Origin of the sequence: Terrabacter aeriphilus (genome assembly GCF_039542985.1) — a bacterium.
GTDB lineage: Bacteria > Actinomycetota > Actinomycetes > Actinomycetales > Dermatophilaceae > Terrabacter > Terrabacter aeriphilus.
Genome location: NZ_BAABIW010000018.1, coordinates 131,026 through 149,244 on the forward strand (window position 1 = coordinate 131,026; position 18,219 = coordinate 149,244).

Genomic DNA, 18,219 nt, shown 5'->3' on the forward strand with positions numbered 1-18,219 from the left:
GCGTGACGGAGAACCTCGCGGCCGCGACCCACCGGCAGGAGACGGCGCCCGGACTCTTCGTGTGCTTCGAGGGTGGTGACGGCGCGGGCAAGTCCACCCAGGTGCGCCTCCTCGCCGAGGCCCTCGAGAGCCGCGGCAGCAGCGTCGTCGTGACGCGCCAACCGGGTGGCACCCCGCTCGGCGCGCGCATCCGCGAGCTCGTGCTGCACGGCGACCACGTGTCGGCCCGGGCCGAGGCGCTGCTCTTCGCCGCCGACAAGGCGCACCACGTCGACGAGCTCATCCGCCCGGCCCTCGAGCGCGGGCAGGTCGTCGTCACCGACCGCTACGTGGACAGCGCCATCACCTACCAGGGCACGGGGCGCGAGCTCGGCCGCGACGAGATCACCGCCCTGCAGCACTGGGCCGTCGGCGGCCTGCTGCCCGACCTCACAATCGTGCTCGACGTGTCGCCCGAGGCCGGCCGCCGGCGCCGCGGCGACGTGCACGACCGGCTCGAGTCCGAGGCCGACGACTTCCACGCCGCGGTGCGCCGCGGCTACCTCGAGCTGGCCGCGCGCGACCCCGAGCGCTACCTCGTGCTCGACGCGACCCTGTCCGTGGAGCACCTCCACGCCGCCGTGGTCGACGGCGTGGCCCGCGCGCAGGACCGGCGATGAGCGTCTGGGACGACCTCGTCGGCCAGGAGCCGACGATCGCGACGCTCTCGCGGGCCGCGCGCGACGAGTCGGCGATGACGCACGCCTGGCTCTTCACCGGCCCGCCCGGCTCGGGGCGGTCGACGGCTGCGCGAGCCTTCGCGGCGGCCCTGCAGTGCCCCGAGGGCGGCTGCGGGACGTGCCGCGAGTGCCGCACCGCGCTCGACGGCAGCCACGCCGACGTCACGGTGGTGGCCACCGAGGGCCTGTCGATCAAGGTGGCCGAGGCGCGCGCGCTCGTGCAGGAGGCGGCGCTGCGCCCGTCCGTCGGGCGGTGGCGGATCATCATCATCGAGGACGCCGACCGGCTCACGGCCTACACCGACGCCCCCGCCGACGCCCTCCTCAAGGCGCTCGAGGAGCCCACCCCCCGCACCGTCTGGATGCTCTGCGCGCCGAGCCTCGAGGACGTCATCGTCACCATCCGCTCCCGCTCGCGGCACGTGCGCCTGCGCACGCCGCCCGCCGCGGCCGTCGCCGACCTGCTGACCCGCCGCGACGGCGTCGACCCCGCCATGGCCCTGTATGCCGCCCGCGCCGCGCAGTCGCACATCGGTCTCGCGCGCCGGCTGGCCCGCGACGAGCAGGCCCGCATCCGGCGCCGCGACGTCATCGCCATGGCGACGAGGATCAGCGGTGTCGGCGACGCGATCGGCGCCGCGGCCGACCTCGCCCAGATCGCCGACGAGGAGTCGACCTCGGCGACCGCCGAGCGCGACGCCGCCGAGCGCTCCCGGCTGCTCGAGACGCTCGGCGCCGACCCCACCGCGCGCACCCAGCCGCCCCACATCCGCTCGCAGGTGGCCGCCCTCGAGCGGGAGCAGAAGACCCGGGCCACCCGGGCCGCGCGCGACGTCGTCGACCGGGCGCTCATCGACCTCACCTCGGTCTACCGCGACGCGCTCGTGCTGCGGCTGCGCTCCGACGTCGACCTCGTCAACCCCGACGCCGTCGACAAGGTGCGTGCGCTCGCGGGCGTCTTCGGGCCCGAGCAGCTGCTCGCGGCCATGGACGCGATCGCCGAGGCCCGCGACCGCATCAACGCCAACGTCTCGCCACTGCTCGCCCTCGAGGCGATGGCCCTGCAGCTGCGCGTCCCGCGCGACCTCGGGGTCTAGCCGTACGGGGCCGCGTCGGGCCCGGTCGTCGGTCGGCGCCCCACGACCGGCCGCGACCCGGCGACTCACGGGTGGCCGGGTTACGGTGTGCGCCATGACGACACGGCTCGACGCGACCGACGCGCCCGACCGGCCGCGCGCCCGCCGCCGCCCGGCGGCAGCGGCGCTCGCGGTGCTGCTCGGTGCGGTGGTCGCCCTCGGGGCGTGCACGACGAGCGAGCCGCCCACCCCGCCCGCGGCCGGCACCGACGTGCCCGCGGCCACCGCGGCGCCGACGGCCGCCCTCGCCCGCTACTACAGCCAGACGCTGGACTGGACGGCCTGCGGTGGAGTCCAGTGCGCCGACCTCACGGTGCCGCTCGACCACGCGAAGCCCGACCCCGCCGACGACCTCACCATCAAGGTCGTGCGGGTGCCGGCCCGCGACCAGGAGCACCGGCTCGGCTCGCTCCTCGTCAACCCCGGCGGCCCGGGTGCCTCCGGCAACGCGTACGTCCGCGCGGGGGCCGACAGCATCGGCGGCCCCGAGGTGCGCCGCTACTACGACCTCGTGGGGTTCGACCCGCGTGGCGTGGCCGCCTCGGACCCGATCGACTGCCTCGGCGACGCGGCGCTCGACCGTTTCCTCGGGACCGACTCCACCCCCGACGACGCCGCGGAGGAGCAGGCGTTGCTGACGCAGGCCGAGGCGATGGCCGACGGCTGCGCCGCGCACGCCCCGAAGCTCATCCGCCACCTCTCGACGGCCGACGCGGCGCGCGACCTCGACGTCCTGCGCGCGGCGCTCGGGGACTCCCAGCTGAACTACCTCGGCAAGTCCTACGGCACCTTCCTCGGGGCCACCTACGCCGACCTCTTCCCCAAGCGCGTCGGCCGCGTCGTGCTCGACGGGGTGCTGCCGCCCGACATCACCAGCGCCGAGCTCGGCGAGGGCCAGGCGCGCGGGTTCGAGATCGCGACGACGGCCTACCTGCAGGACTGCGTGACCGGTGACTGCCCGCTCGGCGACTCGGTCGACGCGGCGCGGCGCGGCCTCGACGCCCTCTTCACCGCGATCGACCGTCAGCCCCTGCCGACCGGCGACCCCTCCGTGCCGAACCTGACCGAGGCGTGGGCGCGCCTCGGCGTCGCCATCGCGCTCTACGACCAGGGCATGTGGGGCTTCCTCACCGACGCGATCCGCGAGGCCGAGGCCGGTAACGGCGCCAGCCTCATGCAGCTCGCCGACAGCTATGCCCATCGTCGGCCCGGCGGTGGCTACGACGGCAACCTCATGGAGGCGATCTTCGCCGTCAACTGCCTCGACCGGCCCGACAGCCCGGACCTCTCGGCCTACGCGCGCTACGCGAAGGACTTCTCGGCCAAGGCGCCGACGTGGGGCGCGACCCTCGCCTGGGGCGCGCTGCCCTGCGGCGTCTGGCCGGTCACCGGCGGCGACGGGCCGCACCGCGTCACCGCCGCGGGCAGCAACCCGATCGTCGTCGTGGGCACGACCCGTGACCCCGCGACGATCTACGAGTGGTCGGTGCGGCTGCGCGACCAGCTCGACGACGCCGCCCTCGTGACCTTCGACGGGGACGGCCACACGGCCTACGGCCGGAGCAACTCGTGCGTCGACAGCGCCATCGACGCCTACTACGTGCAGGGGCGCGTGCCCCGGGACGGACTGCGATGCTGAACGACACCCCGCGCCCCGACGACCTCCCGGAGGCACCGAGCGCGTATGCCGCCCTCCCGCCCGACTACCCGCAGGCTCCCTCGGGTGCCGGCCCGGGTGGGTCGTCGGGGCCCGGCACCGGTGGTCCCGGCCGCTCGCCCCGGCTGCTCGTCGCGGCTGGTGTCGCGGTCGTGGTCGTCGTGGCCGTGGCGCTCGCCGTCTGGAAGGGCGGCGGCGCCGAGCCGGCCGCCCGCTCCACGGCGCTGCCGTCCGCGACGCGCAGCAGCAGCCCGGCCGGCCCGATGCCGTCGACACCCGTGCCCGCACCCACCGCCCCCGGCGGCGTGCCGGCCGGGCTCGTCGGCTTCTACACCCAGCGCCTCGACTGGTCGCCGTGCTCCGACAACGCCAAGCACCGGTGCGCGACGATGGAGGTGCCCGTCGACTACGCCAAGCCCACGGGCGACCGCTTCACGCTGGCCCTGCGCAAGGCGCCGGCCACCGAGCCGGGGAAGCGCCTCGGCTCGCTCGTCATCAACCCCGGCGGCCCCGGCGGCTCGGGGGTGGAGTACGCCCAGTACGCGTCGTTCGTCTTCTCGCCGGCGGTGCGGGCGGCATACGACGTCGTGGGCTTCGACCCGCGCGGCATCGGCGCCTCCTCGCCCGTGCGGTGCCTGACGGACGACGACATGGACCGGCTCTTCAGCTCGGACCCGACGCCCGACTCGGCGGCCGAGCGCTCGACGCTGCTCGCCGAGGCCGACGCCATCACCGCACGCTGCGCGACCCGCGGGGGCGACCGGGCCCGCCACCTCAGCACGACCGAGGTGGCCCGCGACATGGACGTCATGCGGGTGCTGCTGGGCGACGAGAAGCTCAACTTCTTCGGCGGCTCCTACGGCACCTTCCTCGGGGCGATCTACGCCGACACCTTCCCGACGAAGGTCGGGCGCATGGTGCTCGACTCCGCGATGTCGCCGAACCAGACCGACGAGCAGGAGATGTCCTACGACATCCAGGGCTTCGAGTCCTCGATCGACGCCTTCATCGACTGGTGCGTGCCGCGCTCCGACTGCGCCCTCGGCAGCGACAAGGCGGGTGCGCGGCAGAAGATCGTCGACCTGCTCGACGCCGTCGAGCGCGACGGGCTGACGACGACCACGCCGGGCCTGACCCGCATCGGTGAGGGCTGGGTCGGCTTCTCCATCTTCATGTGCCTCTACTCCGACACGTCGTGGCCGACCCTCAACCAGGGCCTCAAGCAGGCGTTCGCGGGCCGGGGCGACATCCTCCTCGAGAAGGGGATGTCGGTCGTCGAGCGTGACGAGTCGGGCGCCTACGCACCGACCACCTACCTGCAGGCGATGATCCCGGTGCGGTGCGCCGACTGGCCGCGCTCGGCGACCGACCCGGCGCTCGCCGCGGCCCAGGCGAAGGCCAAGCGCGAGCACCCGCTGTGGGCCCGCATGACGGGGGAGCTCTACGACAACTGCCGCACCTGGCCGACGGCCGGGCGCACGCCCAAGGGCTCGACGCTCGCCGTCGGCGCCGCCCCGATCCTCGTCATCGGCAACGAACGCGACCCCGCGACGCCCATCGGCGGCACGAAGCAGCTCGCGAAGGACCTCGACTCGGGCATTCTTCTCACTTCCGACCACGACGGACACGGCACCTACTACGCTGGCAACTCGTGCGTGGACTCCGCCGTGGACGGCTATCTGCTCAGGGGAACGGCGCCGGCCGACGGCACGACCTGCTGAGCCGGCTGCGCGCACCCCTCGTCTCCGCTGCCCTCCTCGCCGGCCTGCTGGCGCTCGCGGTCGCCCCGACGTCGGCGTCCTCGCCCGGGACTCCGGGGACTGCCGGGGCTGCCGGGACTCCCGGGTCCACGGGCTCCGGGGCCGCCGCCGGTGCCGCCGCCGGTGCCGCGGGCGCCCAGCAGCCGGCGGAGCGCCCGGGCGGCGACCTGACGCCGTTCGCGTTCACCGGGTCGGTCGACCCGGAGCCGGAGCCGCTCGCGGCCTTCTACGGCAAGCGCGTGCGCTGGAACCCCTGCGAGGACGACGGCGGCTTCGACTGCGGAACCGTCACGGTGCCCGTCGACTACGCCCACCCGGACGGCGCCACGACCCGGATCGCGCTGCGGCGCCTCCCGGCCGCCGGGCCGGCGCCCCGCATCGGCTCGCTCTTCCTCAACCCGGGCGGCCCGGGCGGCTCCGGCATCGACTTCGCCGAGGCGGCGCCCGACGTCTTCGGCGACGCCGTGCTCGAGCGCTACGACGTCGTTGGCTTCGACCCGCGCGGCCTCGGTGAGTCCGACCCCGTCGACTGCCTCACCGACGCCGACCTCGACGAGGTGTTCGGGGCCGACCCCACGCCCGACACGGCCGCGGAACGGGCGGCCGCCGCCCGCGCCCCGGCGGTGCGGGCCCGGCGCTGCCTCGAACGCGGCGGCGCCCTCGCCGGCCGGATGGGCAGCGAGTTCGTGGCCCGCGACCTCGACGTCCTCCGCTCCGCCGTGGGCGACGACCGGCTCAACTACTACGGCGTCAGCTACGGCACGATGATCGGCGCGCTCTACGCCGACTTCTTCCCCGGGCGGGTGGGGCACCTGGTGCTCGACTCCGCCGTGCGCACCGACGGGCTCGACCCGGGCACGCCGACGCAGCAGGAGGTCGACGCCTCGGCCCGCGGCTGGGCGTACGAGTTCGACGACGTCTTCGACGACTTCGTCAGCGCCTGCGTCGACGAGGCCGACGACGCCGGTGGCGCCGGCTGCCCGCTGGGCCCCGACACGGCGGAGGCCTCGCGCCGGATCGTCGGGCTGCTCGACCGGCTCGACCGCTCGCCGCTGCCGACCGGCCTCGACTCCCTCCCGCAGCTCACCGAGGGCTGGGCGAGCACCGCCATCGGCTTCGGCCTGGGCGACCCCGACGCGTGGCCCGACCTCACCGCGGCCCTCGCGGCCGCGCTCGAGGAGGACGACGGCGAGGGGCTCGCGTGGTTCGCCATGGCCGAGGCCGAGCGCGACGACGACGGCAGCTACCCCGCCGCCACGTTCGGGCGGGCCCAGCTGCTCGTCCGCTGCTCCGACTGGCCGTCGACCGCGTGGGACGCGGCCGTGCCCAGCGCCGACGTGCTCGCCAACCACCCGTTGTGGGCCCACGTCGAGCCGCCGACCACCGACCCGTGCACCGGGTGGCAGGGCGTGCGGCGCCACACCCTGCTCGTCGGCGCCGACGTCGCCACGCCGGTGCTCGTCATCGGCAACGCGCACGACCGCACCACCCCGATCGAGGACACCGAGGCGATGGCCGCCTCGATCGTGCGCAGCCGCTTCGTCACGGTCGAGGCGGAGGGGCACGGCGCCTACGACAACGGCAACGCGTGCGCCGACGCGGTCGTCGACGGCTACCTCGCGCGCAGCGAGGCACCCGAGGACGACTACGTCTGCGGCTCCTGACCCCGGCCCGCGCCCGGGTCAGTCGGTCGAGACCTGCACGGTGATCTTGCCGGCCGCGTGACCCTCCTGGCTGAGCCGGAAGGCGTCGGCGAGCTCCTCGAGGGGGAAGGTGCGCGCGACCGGAACCGTCAGCTCGCCGCGCTCGACGAGCTCGGTGAGGCGCGAGAGCTCCGCAGCGTCGGGGCGCACCCAGATGTAGTGGCCGCCGGCCTCGGTGACCGACCCGTCGGCGATGGACGCGTGGCGCCCACCCTCGGCGAGCACCGCGGTCGTCACGTCGAGCACGTCGCCGACGAAGTCCGCCACGGCGTCGACGCCGTCGGGGGCGAGGGCGCGCACGCGCTCGACCACCCCGTCGCCGTAGGCCACCGGCTCGGCCCCGAGCTCACGCAGCCGGTCGTGGTTGCGCTCCGAGGCGGTGCCGATGACGCGGGCGCCGAGGGCACGGGCGATCTGCACGGCGAGCGAACCGACGCCGCCCGCCGCCGCGTGCACGAGCACGGTGTCCTCCGGGCCGACCTCGAGGCGGGTGAGCAGGCGCAGCGCCGTGAGGCCGGCGAGCGGCAGCCCGGCGGCCTCGTCCCAGCTCATCGACGCCGGCTTGGCGGCGAGGGCGCGCACCGGCACGGTGACAAGCTCGGCGAAGGTGCCGCCGTGCACGTAGTCCTTGCGGGCGTAGGCGAGCACCTCGTCACCGGGGGCGAACTCCGGGGTGTCGAAGCCGACCTCCTCGACGACGCCGGCCACGTCCCAGCCGGGCACGACGGGGAAGCGGACGTCCATGACCGCGTCGAGCCCGCCCGACATGAGCTTCCAGTCGACCGGGTTGACCGAGGCCGACCGCACGCGCACGAGAGCCTCGCCGGGGCCGACCTTGGGGCGCGGCTGCTCGGTCAGGGCGAGCACCTCGGGGCCGCCGTAGGTGTCGTAGGTCATGGCGCGCATCGTGCTCATCGGGTGTCCTCCGGGGTTCGGGGCCGCCGTCGTCCGCGGCCGTCACTCGGGTCAAGGCCGGGCGGGTGGCGCGGCATTCCCGGACGTGGGGCAGGGCGGTGAGAAGCGAGGGGCGGCGGGCGGCGGGAGGGGCGCCGCGACGGTCTCGGGCGCGATTTTTGTCCGGGTCCGGGTCGTGCGTATACTCAACCTCCGTGTCCGGTCGCGCCTGTCGCGCCGAGCACGACCAGCCGCTTTAGCTCAGTCGGCCAGAGCGATTCACTCGTAATGAATAGGTCGTCGGTTCGATTCCGACAAGCGGCTCCACGCATCACCACAGGTCAGGCCCCCTTCTCGTCAGAGTTGGGGGCCTTCTCCTTGCCCCTAGCGGGGTCAGATGCCCCCGTGGTGCCCCCGACTTTCTGCGCCGCTTCCCACAGGTTGCGGTCGATCAGGTGGCCGTAGAGGTCCATCGTCATGGCCGCCGAGGCGTGCCCCAGGATGCGCTGGACGACCTTCGGGTCGGCGCCCGCACCCAGCCAGATGGACGCCGCCGTATGCCGTAGGTCGTGAGCCCGCAGGGTCGGCCGGCCGATGGCGGCGCAGGCCTCAGGCCACCCGACCGAGCGTTTCCAGTTGGACTCCGAGAGCGGCCCGCCGCCAGGTGCGCTGAACATCCATGCCGAGGGCGGCTTGCCGGCCGACCAGAGGTCGAGGATCGGCACCACTGCAGCCGGCAGCGCCACAGTGCGCGAGCGGCGACCCTTCAAGGTGTCGACGTAGAGGCCGCCCTTGGAGCTGCTGGCGAGAACGGTTCGCTGCAGGCGCAGGCCCTCGCCCGGCACCTTCACGCGGTCCCCGACCTGGAGGCCGGCCAGCTCGCCCCACCTCAGTCCGCACAGGCCGAGGACCCTGACGACGTCGGCATACGGGCCGTTGCATGCGAGGGCCAGCGCCTCGAGCTCCTCCAATGAGAGGAACTGGCCCTCGCGACGGGCGCGCCCTGCCTTGGGCGGTTTGACCAAGGCCGCGACGTTCCTGGACACGCGACCGTCAGCGACCGCGAACGCCAGCATCGAGCGCAGCGTGGACAGGTATCGGCTGGCCGTCGATCCGGACAGACCGGCCGCTACGAGCCCACCTGCCCACGCCGAGACCTGGGCCTCGGTGATCGAGGCGATCGGCAGGTGGCCGAACTTGGGGGCCACATGGTTCGCCCACGCCGATAGATCCGCCTCCTGCGTCTTCCTCTTGAGGCTCCGGCGCGAGGCGACCCAGTCAGGGAAGAGCGACGCGAGCGGCACCCTTCCCCGACGCGGGTCGAACCACTCGCCTGAGCGCAGCCGGCGGGCCTGCTCCTGCTCCCACGCGACCGCATCAGACTTGCGATCGAAGACTCGCGTCGCCACTTCACGGCCATGGGACTTCACGCGCGCCCTGTAGCGGACGCGATCGCCACGGACCAGTCGCTGAATGCTCACGCCGCCGGTGTCCCTTCGCGTTGCGCCTCGAGCCAGGCGTCGACGTCCTTGACGTCCCAGACGAGACGGCGCCCCACCTTGATCGCGGGTGCGAACCGGCCCTCCTGTCGCAACCAGCGGATGGTCAGGACGGGGACGCGCAACCGTTCGGCGACCTCGTCGATGGTCATCAGTTCCATCTCTCAACTCCAATCTCCTCGCGGTGCGGTCTCTCGTGTTCGGCTCTCGCTCGTTCCTGGGCGTACTCGCGGGCGCGGGCGGCGGCTGCTTTGGCGAGTTCAGCGTCGCCGTCGGTGTCCCAGCCGGATCCGGCGTAGGTCCACTGGCCGACGACGAGAGTGGTCTCGGTGTCCTCGTCGTCGAGGAGGTCCTCGAGGTCGCGAGCTTCGAGGGCGCGTCCCTCACGGGTGGCCGCGGCGAGGCGGCGCTGGAAGCGGACGCGGGCGCGGCGCAGCCGGCCGAGGGTGACGCTGTAGCGGCGGGACTTGGAGGAGAAGTGGCCGCGGAAGCCGAGCATGTGGGCCCACTTGCCGAGCAGCGCGTACGGGTGCTCCGCCATCGCCTGGTCGGTGGCAACGGCCTCGGCGTGCTGCCCGGCGACGGTCTGGGCGATGGTGGCGCGGAGACGGTGCAGGTGCGGACTCGTGGTGTCGGTCGAGTCGGTGGCGGACTTCGTCGCGTACTTCGCGAGGTAGCCGGCGACCTGCTCGGCCTCGAGCTGCCTGTCGGGGTCGTCGGTGCGGTGGGCGTCGCGGACCGGCCGGGCGTCGACCTGGGCGCCGAACCGCAGCCGGCGGACCAGGTCGCCGCCGAGCAGGGGCGGGGCGTCGAACCACACCGACGCTGCTGCGGTCTCGATCGCGGACGACAGCAGGGCGGCGGTGATCCCGGCCGGGGCCGGCACGTGCGTGTCGCCGCTCGCATCGTTGCCGGTGGTCTTGCCGTCGACGCGGACGAGGGCGTGGAAATGGACGAGGCCGCGCAGCTGGTACTCGGCGACCTTGGCGAACTGCACGGTCGCGACCTGCGCGAGCCGGTGCGGGCTGATCCCGAGCATCCGGGCCAGGGCGCGGCGCAGGGCGATGGTGAACCGGCGCCACAGCTCAGGGGCCCACCACTGCCACACGAGGTGGCTCTCGTAGTCGTAGCAGTCGCCGCACAGCGGCTGCCCGAGCAGCGGGTCGCCGTCGGTGTGGGTGGCGTGGCACCTCGCGGGCCGGCCGTGCACACACCAGTCTGCTTCGCCCTTGGCTTGGTAGGGGCGGCAGCGGCGCCCGTTGCGCGTGCCGTGCACCGGCCCGAAGGACGGCGCGGTCAGCGTCGCGAACACGAGCGGGTTCTCCCGCACCTGCTCGGGGACGCCTTTGCCGCCGACGACACCGGCGCGGATCAGGTGGAAGGTGTCGGCGGCGTAGACGCGGGAGCAGGAGGGGCAGTCGGAGGCGCGGCGGTTCCCGCAGCGGACGTGCAGGACCCCGAGCGGGCTGTCTGCCGAGGAGAAGGACGAGAGCACCTCGCCGGTCATTGCGTCGACCGTCTGGGACGACCCATGCAGCCGAATCGGTCTGGCGCAGTGCCCAACCCGGGAAGCGGCTTCGGACCAGGCGTCGAAGTCCCGCGACAGCAGCCGGGCGAGCACCTGCGCCTCGGTGGTGGCGTCGAGGTGGCCCAGGTCGAGTGGGTGACCGTCCGCGGCGGGATGCTCACCGGGGTGCAGCGGCAGGGCGTCCCAGACGCGGTCTCGTGTTTCCCGGGTCATGACGGCGACCCCCTTCCCTGTTCCGGGGTGGGTGTGTCGTGCAGGTAGAGCAACCCGCGCTGCACGACACACCCGGTCCGAAAGGGCGGCCACTGAAAGCGTTGTCCGAGAAGGAGATGCCGGCGCCGCGGGTTGCTCACACGCCGGCCACGTCAAAGGTCACGAGGAAGATGGCGGACCAAGAAATGTGTTTGGTGTGTGACGGCTATTCGTGTGTATGGCCTCTGGCCGGGGTGGGGAGCCGACCCCCAGGGCATCAAGCCCGCAGTTTTGTCAGTTCAGGTCTTTTTGTGTGTGTATGTCCGCACCACCAGAGTCCACGGCCGGGGTGCCGGGAGACGAAGAAACACGCCGAGTGTCGCGCGGTCGAAGTTTCACCCACATGCCGATGACAGTGCGTTTCGACCTTGGCGATGTGGGCGGCTGAACCGCTGCGAGACAGTGTTCCGCCCTCGCTTCCTCACTAGGTAGACTGATCTACCTAGTGAGAGGACGGACACCCTATGAGCAAGCCCGGTTCGGCCCGACAGCGGTTGCTGTCCGCGGCAGCGGAGTGCTTCTACGCGCAAGGTGTCGCCGCGACGGGCATCGACACGATCACCGCGACCGCCGGCGTGGCGAAGATGAGCCTGTACAACAACTTCGCGTCCAAGGATGAACTCGTGCTGGCCTACTTGCAGGAGCGTCACGCGGAGTGGCTCGGGCTCTACGAGGCGAGGCTGGCCGCCAGCGACGGCACGGGTCGGGCCGGGGTGGCAGCGGTCTTCGACGCCTACGCCGACCACGCCAACGCCGCCTACGTGCACGGCTTCCGAGGGTGTGGGCTGCTCAACGCTGCGGCGGAGCTGCCGAGCGGTGCCCCCGGTCGGGAGCAGGTCCGCCAGCACAAGGAGCAGGTGCAGCAGCTGCTCGCGGGGCACCTCGCGAATGTCGCCGGCCTAACCGCCAACCAGGTCGAGAACCTGGCTCTGCAGCTGTCCTTCGCGCTTGAGGGCGCCATGTCCCGAGCCGGCCTGGAGGGACGTTCCGACCTGCTGGTGCGCGCCAAGATCCTCGCGCTGCAGCTCGTGGACCAAGCCGCTAACGCGGCCGACACATCGCAGGCCTCCGCATGAGGTCGGGGACCGGCCTGGGCACGGCCGCAGTGTTACTCGCGGCGCTGCTGTGGGGCACGACCGGCACCGCCGCTGCGTTCGCGCCCGGCGTCTCCGGGCTCGCGGTGGGCGCGGCCGCCATGGGTCTCGGCGGACTGCTCCAGGCGGCGGCCGCCGCTCCCCAGGTCCGTCGCTACCGGGGCGCGTTGCGCATGCAGTGGCCAACGGTGGCGGTCTCCGCTGTCGCCGTGGCGGTCTTCCCCCTCGCCTTCTACTCCTCGATGCGCCTCACGGGCGTCGCCGTCGGCACGGTCGTCACCATCGGCTCCGCCCCACCTGCCGCCGCGCTCATCGAACGAGCCATGGACGGCACCCGGCTCTCCCGCAGGTGGGCCCTCGGAACTGGTCTCGGCGTCCTGGGCGTCACCGCCCTGGCCCTCGCACACTCGGACCCGTCAGGAACGGGCACTGCCACGACTGGCGGGTGGGGCCACGTCGCCGGCATCGGCCTGGGCCTGCTCGGCGGAGCCACCTACGCCCTCTACTCCTGGGGCGCCGCCCGTGTCATCCGGACCGGCATCCCCAGCCGCGCCTCGATGGGCGCCATCTTCGGCCTCGGCGCCGTCCTGCTGATGCCGGTGCTGGTGCTCACCGGCTCGACCATCGTGGCCACACGCGTGAACCTGGCCGTCGTCGCCTACCTCGCCCTCATCCCGATGTTCCTCGGCTACGTCCTCTTCGGCCGCGGCCTAGCCAGCGTGAGCGCAAGCACCGCCACCACGCTGTCCCTGGCCGAGCCGGCGGCCGCGGCCGTCATCGCCATGCTCGTTCTGCACGAGCAGCTCACCGGGGTCGCGACCGCGGGGCTGGTCCTGCTCTTCGCCAGCCTGGCGGCCACCACCCTCGCGCCTCGCCCGACGTCCGCTGCCTCGCGACCCGTGCGGCGCGGCACGATCATGCGCGAACCCCTCGAACGCGCCTGATCCACCCATCCGCTTCTGCCGCTGACCGGTCGCGCTGAATGGCGGTGTCTGATCGGCCCGCGGCCTGTGGTGTTGGTGACGCTGGGCTTGCCGCCGCCATCTCGAAGGTGGCTGTCGACTGGACGGTGTTGCCTCAGCGTCCCTGTTCGTCTGCAGGTGCGCGATGAGCGGCGGCCGTCTCGCTGGTGGCCCAGCTGGCGAGCAGGGCGAGCGCGTCGTGGGTTGGCGTGCCGGGTTCGGGGAGGTAGGTGACCAGGTTTGTGCTGGTGCTGGGTTCCAGTGGCAGTGACTCGAAGGGCAGGTCGAGGTCGCCGACGACGGCGTGGCGCAGCTTCTTGAGGCCCGTGTTGTGGATGCGGACGTCGTGGGCGGCCCAGCGGACCCGGAAGTCCTCGCTGCGCGTGGATAGCTCACCGACCAGGTCGGAGAGGGCTCGGTCGTAGGGGTTGCGCCCGGCTTCGGCCCGCAGGAGCGCGACGGTGTCGTTCGCCACGGCCTCCCAGTCGCGGAACAGGGAGGTTGCCCGCGGGTCGAGGAAGACGAGGCGGGCGTTGTTCACGGGCTGGTCGGTGTCGTACCAGGGCGAGAACAGAAGGCGGCCGAGGTGGTTGGCCGCGAGCACGTCAAGGCGTCCGTTCATGACGACGGCTGGCACAGTCGGCATCGCCTCCAGCAGGCGGTGGATGGTGGGGCGAACGCGAGTGGGCGAAGGCGTACGCCGTGTCCTGGCGCGGGCTGGCGCGCCGGCGGTGCGAAGGAGATCCAGCAGGTGCGCGCGTTCGGCGTCGTCGAGGCGCAGCGCGTGGGCGATCCCGTCGATGACGCTTTCCGAGACGCCGGTGGCGTCGCCTCGTTCGAGCCGGATGTAGTACTGGGGAGAGACACCGACAAGAAGGGCGGCCTCCTCCCGTCGCAGCCCGGGCACCCGACGGCGGTCGTTGCCGTAGGTCGGCAGACCGGCCTGTTCTGGCGTGATTCTGGCTCGTCGGGTGCTGAGGAACTCCCGGATCTCAGCCCTGACGGCGTCTCGGGGGCGCGGCTCTGCTGCGGTCACCCTGTCCACTTTAAGAGTGCCCAGGGCGGGTTGGGGGTCCCTGTCAGTGGCCCCCATGACAGGGACTGCCGCACGTTCTTGTGCGCTGGTTCTCTGGTTGATGGGGCACATCAGGCTCCCCCTCAATCCATCCAGAAGGACGAAGAACAGCAATGACCGAAGAGATGCGCACCGCCGAGACCATCCCCGCCGACACCGCCGCCGCCCAGCCGAGCGAGAAGAAGGTCTGGCTGGTGACCGGAGCCGGTCGCGGCTTGGGCGTCGACATCGCCAAGGCGGCCTTGGCCGCTGGCCATGCGGTGGCCGCCACCGCCCGAAGCGTCGAGAGCATCACCCGCGCCCTAGGGCAGCACGACGACCTGCTGGCCGTGCCACTCGACGTCACCGACCAGGGCGCTGCCCAGGCGGCGGTCGCCGCAACCCTCGAGCGGTTCGGTCACCTGGACGTCCTGGTCAACAATGCCGGCAGCTTCCAGGCCGGGTTCTTCGAAGAGATGAGCCCCGAGGCGTTCCGGTCCCAGATCGAGACCACCCTCTTCGGGCCGGTCAACGTCACCCGAGCGGCCCTTCCCCAGTTGCGGGCCCAGCGCTCCGGCCTGGTGGTGACGATCTCCTCGACCGCCGGCATCGCGTCCACGGGCGACTTCCTGACGGCGTACGCCGCCTCCAAGTTCGGGGTCGAGGGCTTCATGGAGGGACTGGCCTCCGAGATCGCTCCGTTCGGGATCCGCACCATGCTGGTCGAGCCCGGCTTCTTCCGCACCGAGCTGCTCACCCCGCAGTCCACGCAGTACGCGCCGCCGTCCATCACGGACTACGCCGACCGGACCGCCGTGACCATCGAGGCGTGGCGCGGCATGGACGGCAAGCAGGGCGGGGACCCCGCGAAGCTCGCCGCCGCCCTCGTGCAGCTGGCCGCACTCGAGCAGCCACCGGCGCGGTTCGCCGCCGGCGCCGACGCCGTCGAGCTCTTCGAGACCAAGGCCCGCACCCTCTTGGCCCAGGCCGACGCTCATCGAGAGCTGTCCTCCAGCCTCTCTCACGGCGACGCCTGACCAAGCCTCTACTCCCCGGAACAGCCGGCGAGGTCAGTCCGCGACATCCGCTCATGCCCCCCTTCGAGCGATCGTGGCGATGACCGCGCGTCTGTAGTGACGTCTGGGCGTTGACTTCCCGAGCGTTGGGCGGCGGCCTCACCGCGCCGTCTCGGGGACGACGTGGCGAAGGCTGAAGGCACCGTCAGCGGTCGATCATCTTCTGCATGGCCTCGGGGTAACGCGCACCTTGGACCTGCACGCTCGCTGATGCACCGTCGAGCTCTGCCAGGTCCTTCGGGGAGAGCTCGAGGTCCGCCGCCGCGAGGTTCTCGTCGAGGCGCTCGAGCCGCCGGGTTCCCGGGATCGGGGCGATCCACGGCTGCTGCGCGAGCAGCCAGGCGAGGGCCACCTGCCCCACCGTGGCGCCCTTGCGCTCGGCCACCGCCTTGATGAGCTCGACGAGGGCGAGGTTGGCCTCGAGGGCCTCCCGTTCGAATCGTGGGAGCGAGGCGCGGATGTCGCCTTCACCGAACTGGGTGGCTGCGGTGACCTGCCCGGTCAGGAACCCCCGTCCGAGCGGGCTGAACGGCACGAACCCGATGCCCAGTTCCTCGAGAGCGGGGAGGATTGCCTCCTCCGGCTCGCGCCAGAAGAGCGAGTACTCGCTCTGCAGGGCCGTGACCGGCTGCACCGCGTGGGCCCGGCGGATGGTCTCGACACCGGCCTCAGACATGCCGAAGTGGCGCACCTTGCCGGCGTCGATGAGCTCCTTGACGGTGCCGGCCACTTCCTCGATCGGGACGTCCGGGTCGACGCGGTGCTGGTAGAGCAGGTCGATGGCGTCGGTCCGCAACCGTCGCAGTGACCCGTCGACGGCGGCGCGGATGTTCTCGGGGCGGCTGGTGACGCCGGTCTGGGCGCCGTTCTCGTCGAAGGCGAAGCCGAACTTGGTGGCGAGAACGACCTGGTCGCGGACCGGCTCGAGGGCCTCGCCGACGAGCTCCTCGTTGTGAAAGGGGCCGTAGACCTCGGCGGTGTCGAAGAAGGTGACGCCGCGCTCGACCGCGGCGCGCACGAAGGTGATCATCTCCTCCCGTGGGGGTCGCGGCCCGAACGACTGGCTCATGCCCATGCAGCCGAGGCCGAGGGCCGAGACCTCGAGTCGGTCGTTGCCGAGAGTGCGTGTCTGCATTGCTGTTCTCCCTGTTCTCGGGTGGAAAGGCTGTGGTTCTCAGAGCTGGCCGGCGGGGCGCAGCAGGATCTCGTTGATGGCCAGGCGTCGTGGTCGGCTGAGGGTGAAGGCGATGACCTCGGCGATGTCCTCGGCCGTGACCTCGGCCTGGTCGTAGAGCTTGCCGACGCCCTCTCGAGTCTCCTCGTGGGTGATGTGGGTCGGGAGCTCGGTGGCGACCACGCCGGGCTCGATGAGGGTGACGCGCACGTCGGGCAGCAGCTCCTGGCGCAGCGACTCCGACCAGCCGTTCATGCCCCACTTGGTGGCGGCGTAGACGCCGTTGCCGGCCCGGGCGGTGCGACCGGCGACGGAGGAGATGTTGACGATGTCGGCGCCGGTGGGGCTGGAGCCGGCGGTCTTGAGCTGGTCGAGGAAGACCTCGGTGGCGGTGATCGCGCCGAGCAGGTTGACCTCGATCATGTGCCGGTAGTCCTCGCGCTGGTCGGCGGCGAAGGGGCCGAGCAGCATGACGCCGGCGTTGTTGACCAGGACGTCGGCTGGACCGAGTTCGCTGTTTACGCGGTCGGCGGCGGCGAGCAGGCTGTCGCGGTCGGTGACGTCAGCTTGGACGGCGATGGCCCCGTCGCCGAGCTCGTCGGCCAGGGCCGTGATGCGATCCAGACGGCGAGCCAGGAGCGCTACGCGGTAGCCGTCGGTGCTGAGCGCGCGGGCGGTGGCGGCGCCGATGCCGGAGGAGGCACCCGTGATGACGGCAACGCGTGCAGGGTTGGCCTGAGTCATGGGTCAGGCCTCCGGGATGTCGCGGCCGAAGCTCTCGAGCGTGATGGCGGCCGGCTCGGGCCCGCCGCGCTGCCCGGTGTCTAGGGCATCGATCGCGGCGAGCTCCTCGGCGGTGAGGTCGAAGTCGAAGACGTCGAAGTTCTCCGCGATGCGGTGCGCCTTGGTGGACTTGGGGATCGCCGAGCGTCCCTGCTGCAGGTGCCAGCGCAGCATCACCTGGGCCGGGGTCTTGCCGTGTGCCTCCGCGATGCCGCCGATGACGGGGTCCTGCAGGGTGCTGCCGTGGCTGCCGTCGCGGTAGAACGTGATGCCACCGATCGGTGACCAGGCCTGGGTGAGGATGCCGTGCTGCGCGCCGAACGCCTGGACCTCGCGCTGCTGGAAATAGGGGTGGAGCTCGATCTGGTTGACCGCGGGCACGACCGTCGCCTTCTCGAGCAGCGCGGTGAGGTGCTCGACCATGAAGTTGCTGACGCCGATGGCCCGGACCTTCCCGTCCGCGAGCAGGGTCTCCAGCGCCCGGTACGCCTCGAGGGTCTTGTCGAAGTCGGACGGGAGGGCCTGGTGCAGGATGAGCAAGTCGATCTGCTCGACGCCGAGCTTGCCGGCGCTCTTGTCGAACCCGTGCAGGGTCTGCTCGTACCCGTAGTCGCTGATCCAGATCTTCGTCTCCAGGAAGACCTCCTCGCGGGCGACGCCGGAGCTGCGGACGGCGTCGCCGACCTCGCGCTCGTTGCCGTAGGCGGCGGCGGTGTCGATGTGCCGGTAGCCGGTTGCCAGCGCGGCCTCCACGGCGGCGCGGGTCTCCTCCGGCGGGGTCTGGAACACCCCGAGACCGAGGGCGGGCATCTCGACGTGGTTGTTCAGCTGCAATGTCGTCATGTCCTCGACCGTAGGCGCGGGGCCGGGCCGCTGGGAGGGGCTGGTGTTACCCCCCTCGCCGGGCGCGCGGTTGGGCTGGCTGATG

Annotated in this window: 16 protein-coding genes and 1 tRNA gene; 9 read left to right on the forward strand and 8 right to left on the reverse strand. The window is 72.4% G+C overall.

Features of this window, described 5'->3' with window-relative positions:
* The first annotated feature begins 2 nt into the window (after window positions 1-2).
* The 5 genes from tmk (at window position 3) to ABD979_RS14520 (ending at window position 6,936) form a co-directional block, all read left to right on the forward strand.
* Window positions 3-659 carry a dTMP kinase gene (tmk, locus tag ABD979_RS14500; RefSeq protein ID WP_345508198.1) on the forward strand — a complete coding sequence of 219 codons (657 nt, stop codon included), beginning with the start codon at window positions 3-5 and terminating at the stop codon, window positions 657-659.
* A complete protein-coding gene (locus tag ABD979_RS14505; protein WP_345508199.1) occupies window positions 656-1,816 on the forward strand; it encodes a DNA polymerase III subunit delta' in 1,161 nt (386 codons plus the stop codon). The genes tmk and ABD979_RS14505 overlap by 4 nt, the downstream gene beginning before the upstream one ends.
* Before the next feature lie 94 nt (window positions 1,817-1,910).
* Entirely contained in the window at window positions 1,911-3,494 is a 1,584-nt protein-coding gene (locus ABD979_RS14510; protein ID WP_345508200.1) for an alpha/beta hydrolase, read from the forward strand.
* Entirely contained in the window at window positions 3,488-5,233 is a 1,746-nt protein-coding gene (locus ABD979_RS14515; RefSeq protein WP_345508201.1) for an alpha/beta hydrolase, read from the forward strand. The genes ABD979_RS14510 and ABD979_RS14515 overlap by 7 nt, the downstream gene beginning before the upstream one ends.
* Window positions 5,164-6,936 (forward strand): alpha/beta hydrolase, encoded by a 1,773-nt coding sequence (locus ABD979_RS14520; RefSeq protein ID WP_345508202.1) that lies wholly within the window; start codon window positions 5,164-5,166, stop codon window positions 6,934-6,936. Before ABD979_RS14515 ends, ABD979_RS14520 begins: the two co-directional genes overlap by 70 nt.
* 18 nt (window positions 6,937-6,954) lie before the next feature.
* Here ABD979_RS14520 and ABD979_RS14525 read toward each other — a convergent pair whose 3' ends face one another.
* The gene (locus tag ABD979_RS14525; RefSeq protein WP_345508346.1) at window positions 6,955-7,881 is read right to left on the reverse strand and encodes an NADP-dependent oxidoreductase; all 927 of its coding nucleotides are present in this window, start codon (window positions 7,879-7,881) and stop codon (window positions 6,955-6,957) included.
* 238 nt (window positions 7,882-8,119) lie between these two features.
* Here ABD979_RS14525 and ABD979_RS14530 point away from each other — a divergent pair.
* Window positions 8,120-8,196 (forward strand) — tRNA-Thr (locus tag ABD979_RS14530).
* 14 nt (window positions 8,197-8,210) lie between these two features.
* Here ABD979_RS14530 and ABD979_RS14535 read toward each other — a convergent pair.
* Genes ABD979_RS14535 through ABD979_RS14545 form a run of 3 tightly spaced genes read right to left on the reverse strand, consistent with a single transcriptional unit; the run spans window position 8,211 to window position 11,109 of the window.
* A complete protein-coding gene (locus tag ABD979_RS14535; RefSeq protein WP_345508203.1) occupies window positions 8,211-9,350 on the reverse strand; it encodes a tyrosine-type recombinase/integrase in 1,140 nt (379 codons plus the stop codon).
* On the reverse strand, window positions 9,347-9,520 hold the full coding sequence (locus ABD979_RS14540; protein ID WP_256795834.1) for a helix-turn-helix transcriptional regulator: 174 nt from the start codon (window positions 9,518-9,520) through the stop codon (window positions 9,347-9,349). Before ABD979_RS14540 ends, ABD979_RS14535 begins: the two co-directional genes overlap by 4 nt.
* Entirely contained in the window at window positions 9,520-11,109 is a 1,590-nt protein-coding gene (locus ABD979_RS14545; RefSeq protein WP_345508204.1) for a replication initiator, read from the reverse strand. The genes ABD979_RS14540 and ABD979_RS14545 overlap by 1 nt, the downstream gene beginning before the upstream one ends.
* A 503-nt stretch (window positions 11,110-11,612) precedes the next feature.
* On the opposite strand from ABD979_RS14545, the gene ABD979_RS14550 reads away from it, so the two are divergent.
* Both ABD979_RS14550 and ABD979_RS14555 read left to right on the forward strand, forming a co-directional pair.
* A complete protein-coding gene (locus ABD979_RS14550) occupies window positions 11,613-12,224 on the forward strand; it encodes a TetR/AcrR family transcriptional regulator (protein WP_345508205.1) in 612 nt (203 codons plus the stop codon).
* Complete coding sequence (locus tag ABD979_RS14555; RefSeq protein ID WP_345508206.1) at window positions 12,221-13,186, forward strand: DMT family transporter; 966 nt, start codon at window positions 12,221-12,223, stop codon at window positions 13,184-13,186. The genes ABD979_RS14550 and ABD979_RS14555 overlap by 4 nt, the downstream gene beginning before the upstream one ends.
* A gap of 133 nt (window positions 13,187-13,319) precedes the next feature.
* Here the strand turns inward: ABD979_RS14555 and ABD979_RS14560 are convergent, their stop codons facing one another.
* Window positions 13,320-14,240 carry a helix-turn-helix transcriptional regulator gene (locus tag ABD979_RS14560; protein WP_345508207.1) on the reverse strand — a complete coding sequence of 307 codons (921 nt, stop codon included), beginning with the start codon at window positions 14,238-14,240 and terminating at the stop codon, window positions 13,320-13,322.
* 152 nt (window positions 14,241-14,392) lie between these two features.
* Between ABD979_RS14560 and ABD979_RS14565 the strand changes: the two genes are divergently transcribed.
* Complete coding sequence (locus tag ABD979_RS14565; RefSeq protein ID WP_345508208.1) at window positions 14,393-15,295, forward strand: SDR family NAD(P)-dependent oxidoreductase; 903 nt, start codon at window positions 14,393-14,395, stop codon at window positions 15,293-15,295.
* 184 nt (window positions 15,296-15,479) lie between these two features.
* Here ABD979_RS14565 and ABD979_RS14570 read toward each other — a convergent pair whose 3' ends face one another.
* The 3 genes from ABD979_RS14570 to ABD979_RS14580 are packed head-to-tail and all read right to left on the reverse strand — an operon-like array spanning window position 15,480 to window position 18,134.
* Window positions 15,480-16,469: an aldo/keto reductase gene (locus tag ABD979_RS14570; RefSeq protein ID WP_345508209.1), complete on the reverse strand. Its 990-nt coding sequence runs from the start codon at window positions 16,467-16,469 to the stop codon at window positions 15,480-15,482.
* Window positions 16,470-16,508: 39 nt separating this feature from the next.
* Window positions 16,509-17,252, reverse strand: a complete 744-nt coding sequence (locus ABD979_RS14575) for an SDR family oxidoreductase (protein WP_345508210.1) — start codon at window positions 17,250-17,252, stop codon at window positions 16,509-16,511.
* A 3-nt stretch (window positions 17,253-17,255) separates the two neighbouring features.
* A complete protein-coding gene (locus ABD979_RS14580) occupies window positions 17,256-18,134 on the reverse strand; it encodes an aldo/keto reductase (protein ID WP_345508347.1) in 879 nt (292 codons plus the stop codon).
* Between the last annotated feature and the right edge of the window lie 85 nt (window positions 18,135-18,219).

What these genes read in the sequence shown, in the direction of transcription:
- ABD979_RS14570 (WP_345508209.1), bottom strand. Translation starts at nt 16,469, where the DNA reads ATGCAGACACGCACTCTCGGCAACGACCGACTCGAGGTCTCGGCCCTC.
- ABD979_RS14580 (WP_345508347.1), bottom strand. Translation starts at nt 18,134, where the DNA reads ATGACGACATTGCAGCTGAACAACCACGTCGAGATGCCCGCCCTCGGT.
- ABD979_RS14575 (WP_345508210.1), bottom strand. Translation starts at nt 17,252, where the DNA reads ATGACTCAGGCCAACCCTGCACGCGTTGCCGTCATCACGGGTGCCTCC.
- ABD979_RS14505 (WP_345508199.1), top strand. Translation starts at nt 656, where the DNA reads ATGAGCGTCTGGGACGACCTCGTCGGCCAGGAGCCGACGATCGCGACG.
- ABD979_RS14565 (WP_345508208.1), top strand. Translation starts at nt 14,393, where the DNA reads ATGACCGAAGAGATGCGCACCGCCGAGACCATCCCCGCCGACACCGCC.
- ABD979_RS14515 (WP_345508201.1), top strand. Translation starts at nt 3,488, where the DNA reads ATGCTGAACGACACCCCGCGCCCCGACGACCTCCCGGAGGCACCGAGC.
- ABD979_RS14550 (WP_345508205.1), top strand. Translation starts at nt 11,613, where the DNA reads ATGAGCAAGCCCGGTTCGGCCCGACAGCGGTTGCTGTCCGCGGCAGCG.
- ABD979_RS14525 (WP_345508346.1), bottom strand. Translation starts at nt 7,881, where the DNA reads ATGCGCGCCATGACCTACGACACCTACGGCGGCCCCGAGGTGCTCGCC.
- ABD979_RS14545 (WP_345508204.1), bottom strand. Translation starts at nt 11,109, where the DNA reads ATGACCCGGGAAACACGAGACCGCGTCTGGGACGCCCTGCCGCTGCAC.
- ABD979_RS14510 (WP_345508200.1), top strand. Translation starts at nt 1,911, where the DNA reads ATGACGACACGGCTCGACGCGACCGACGCGCCCGACCGGCCGCGCGCC.
- ABD979_RS14555 (WP_345508206.1), top strand. Translation starts at nt 12,221, where the DNA reads ATGAGGTCGGGGACCGGCCTGGGCACGGCCGCAGTGTTACTCGCGGCG.
- ABD979_RS14540 (WP_256795834.1), bottom strand. Translation starts at nt 9,520, where the DNA reads ATGACCATCGACGAGGTCGCCGAACGGTTGCGCGTCCCCGTCCTGACC.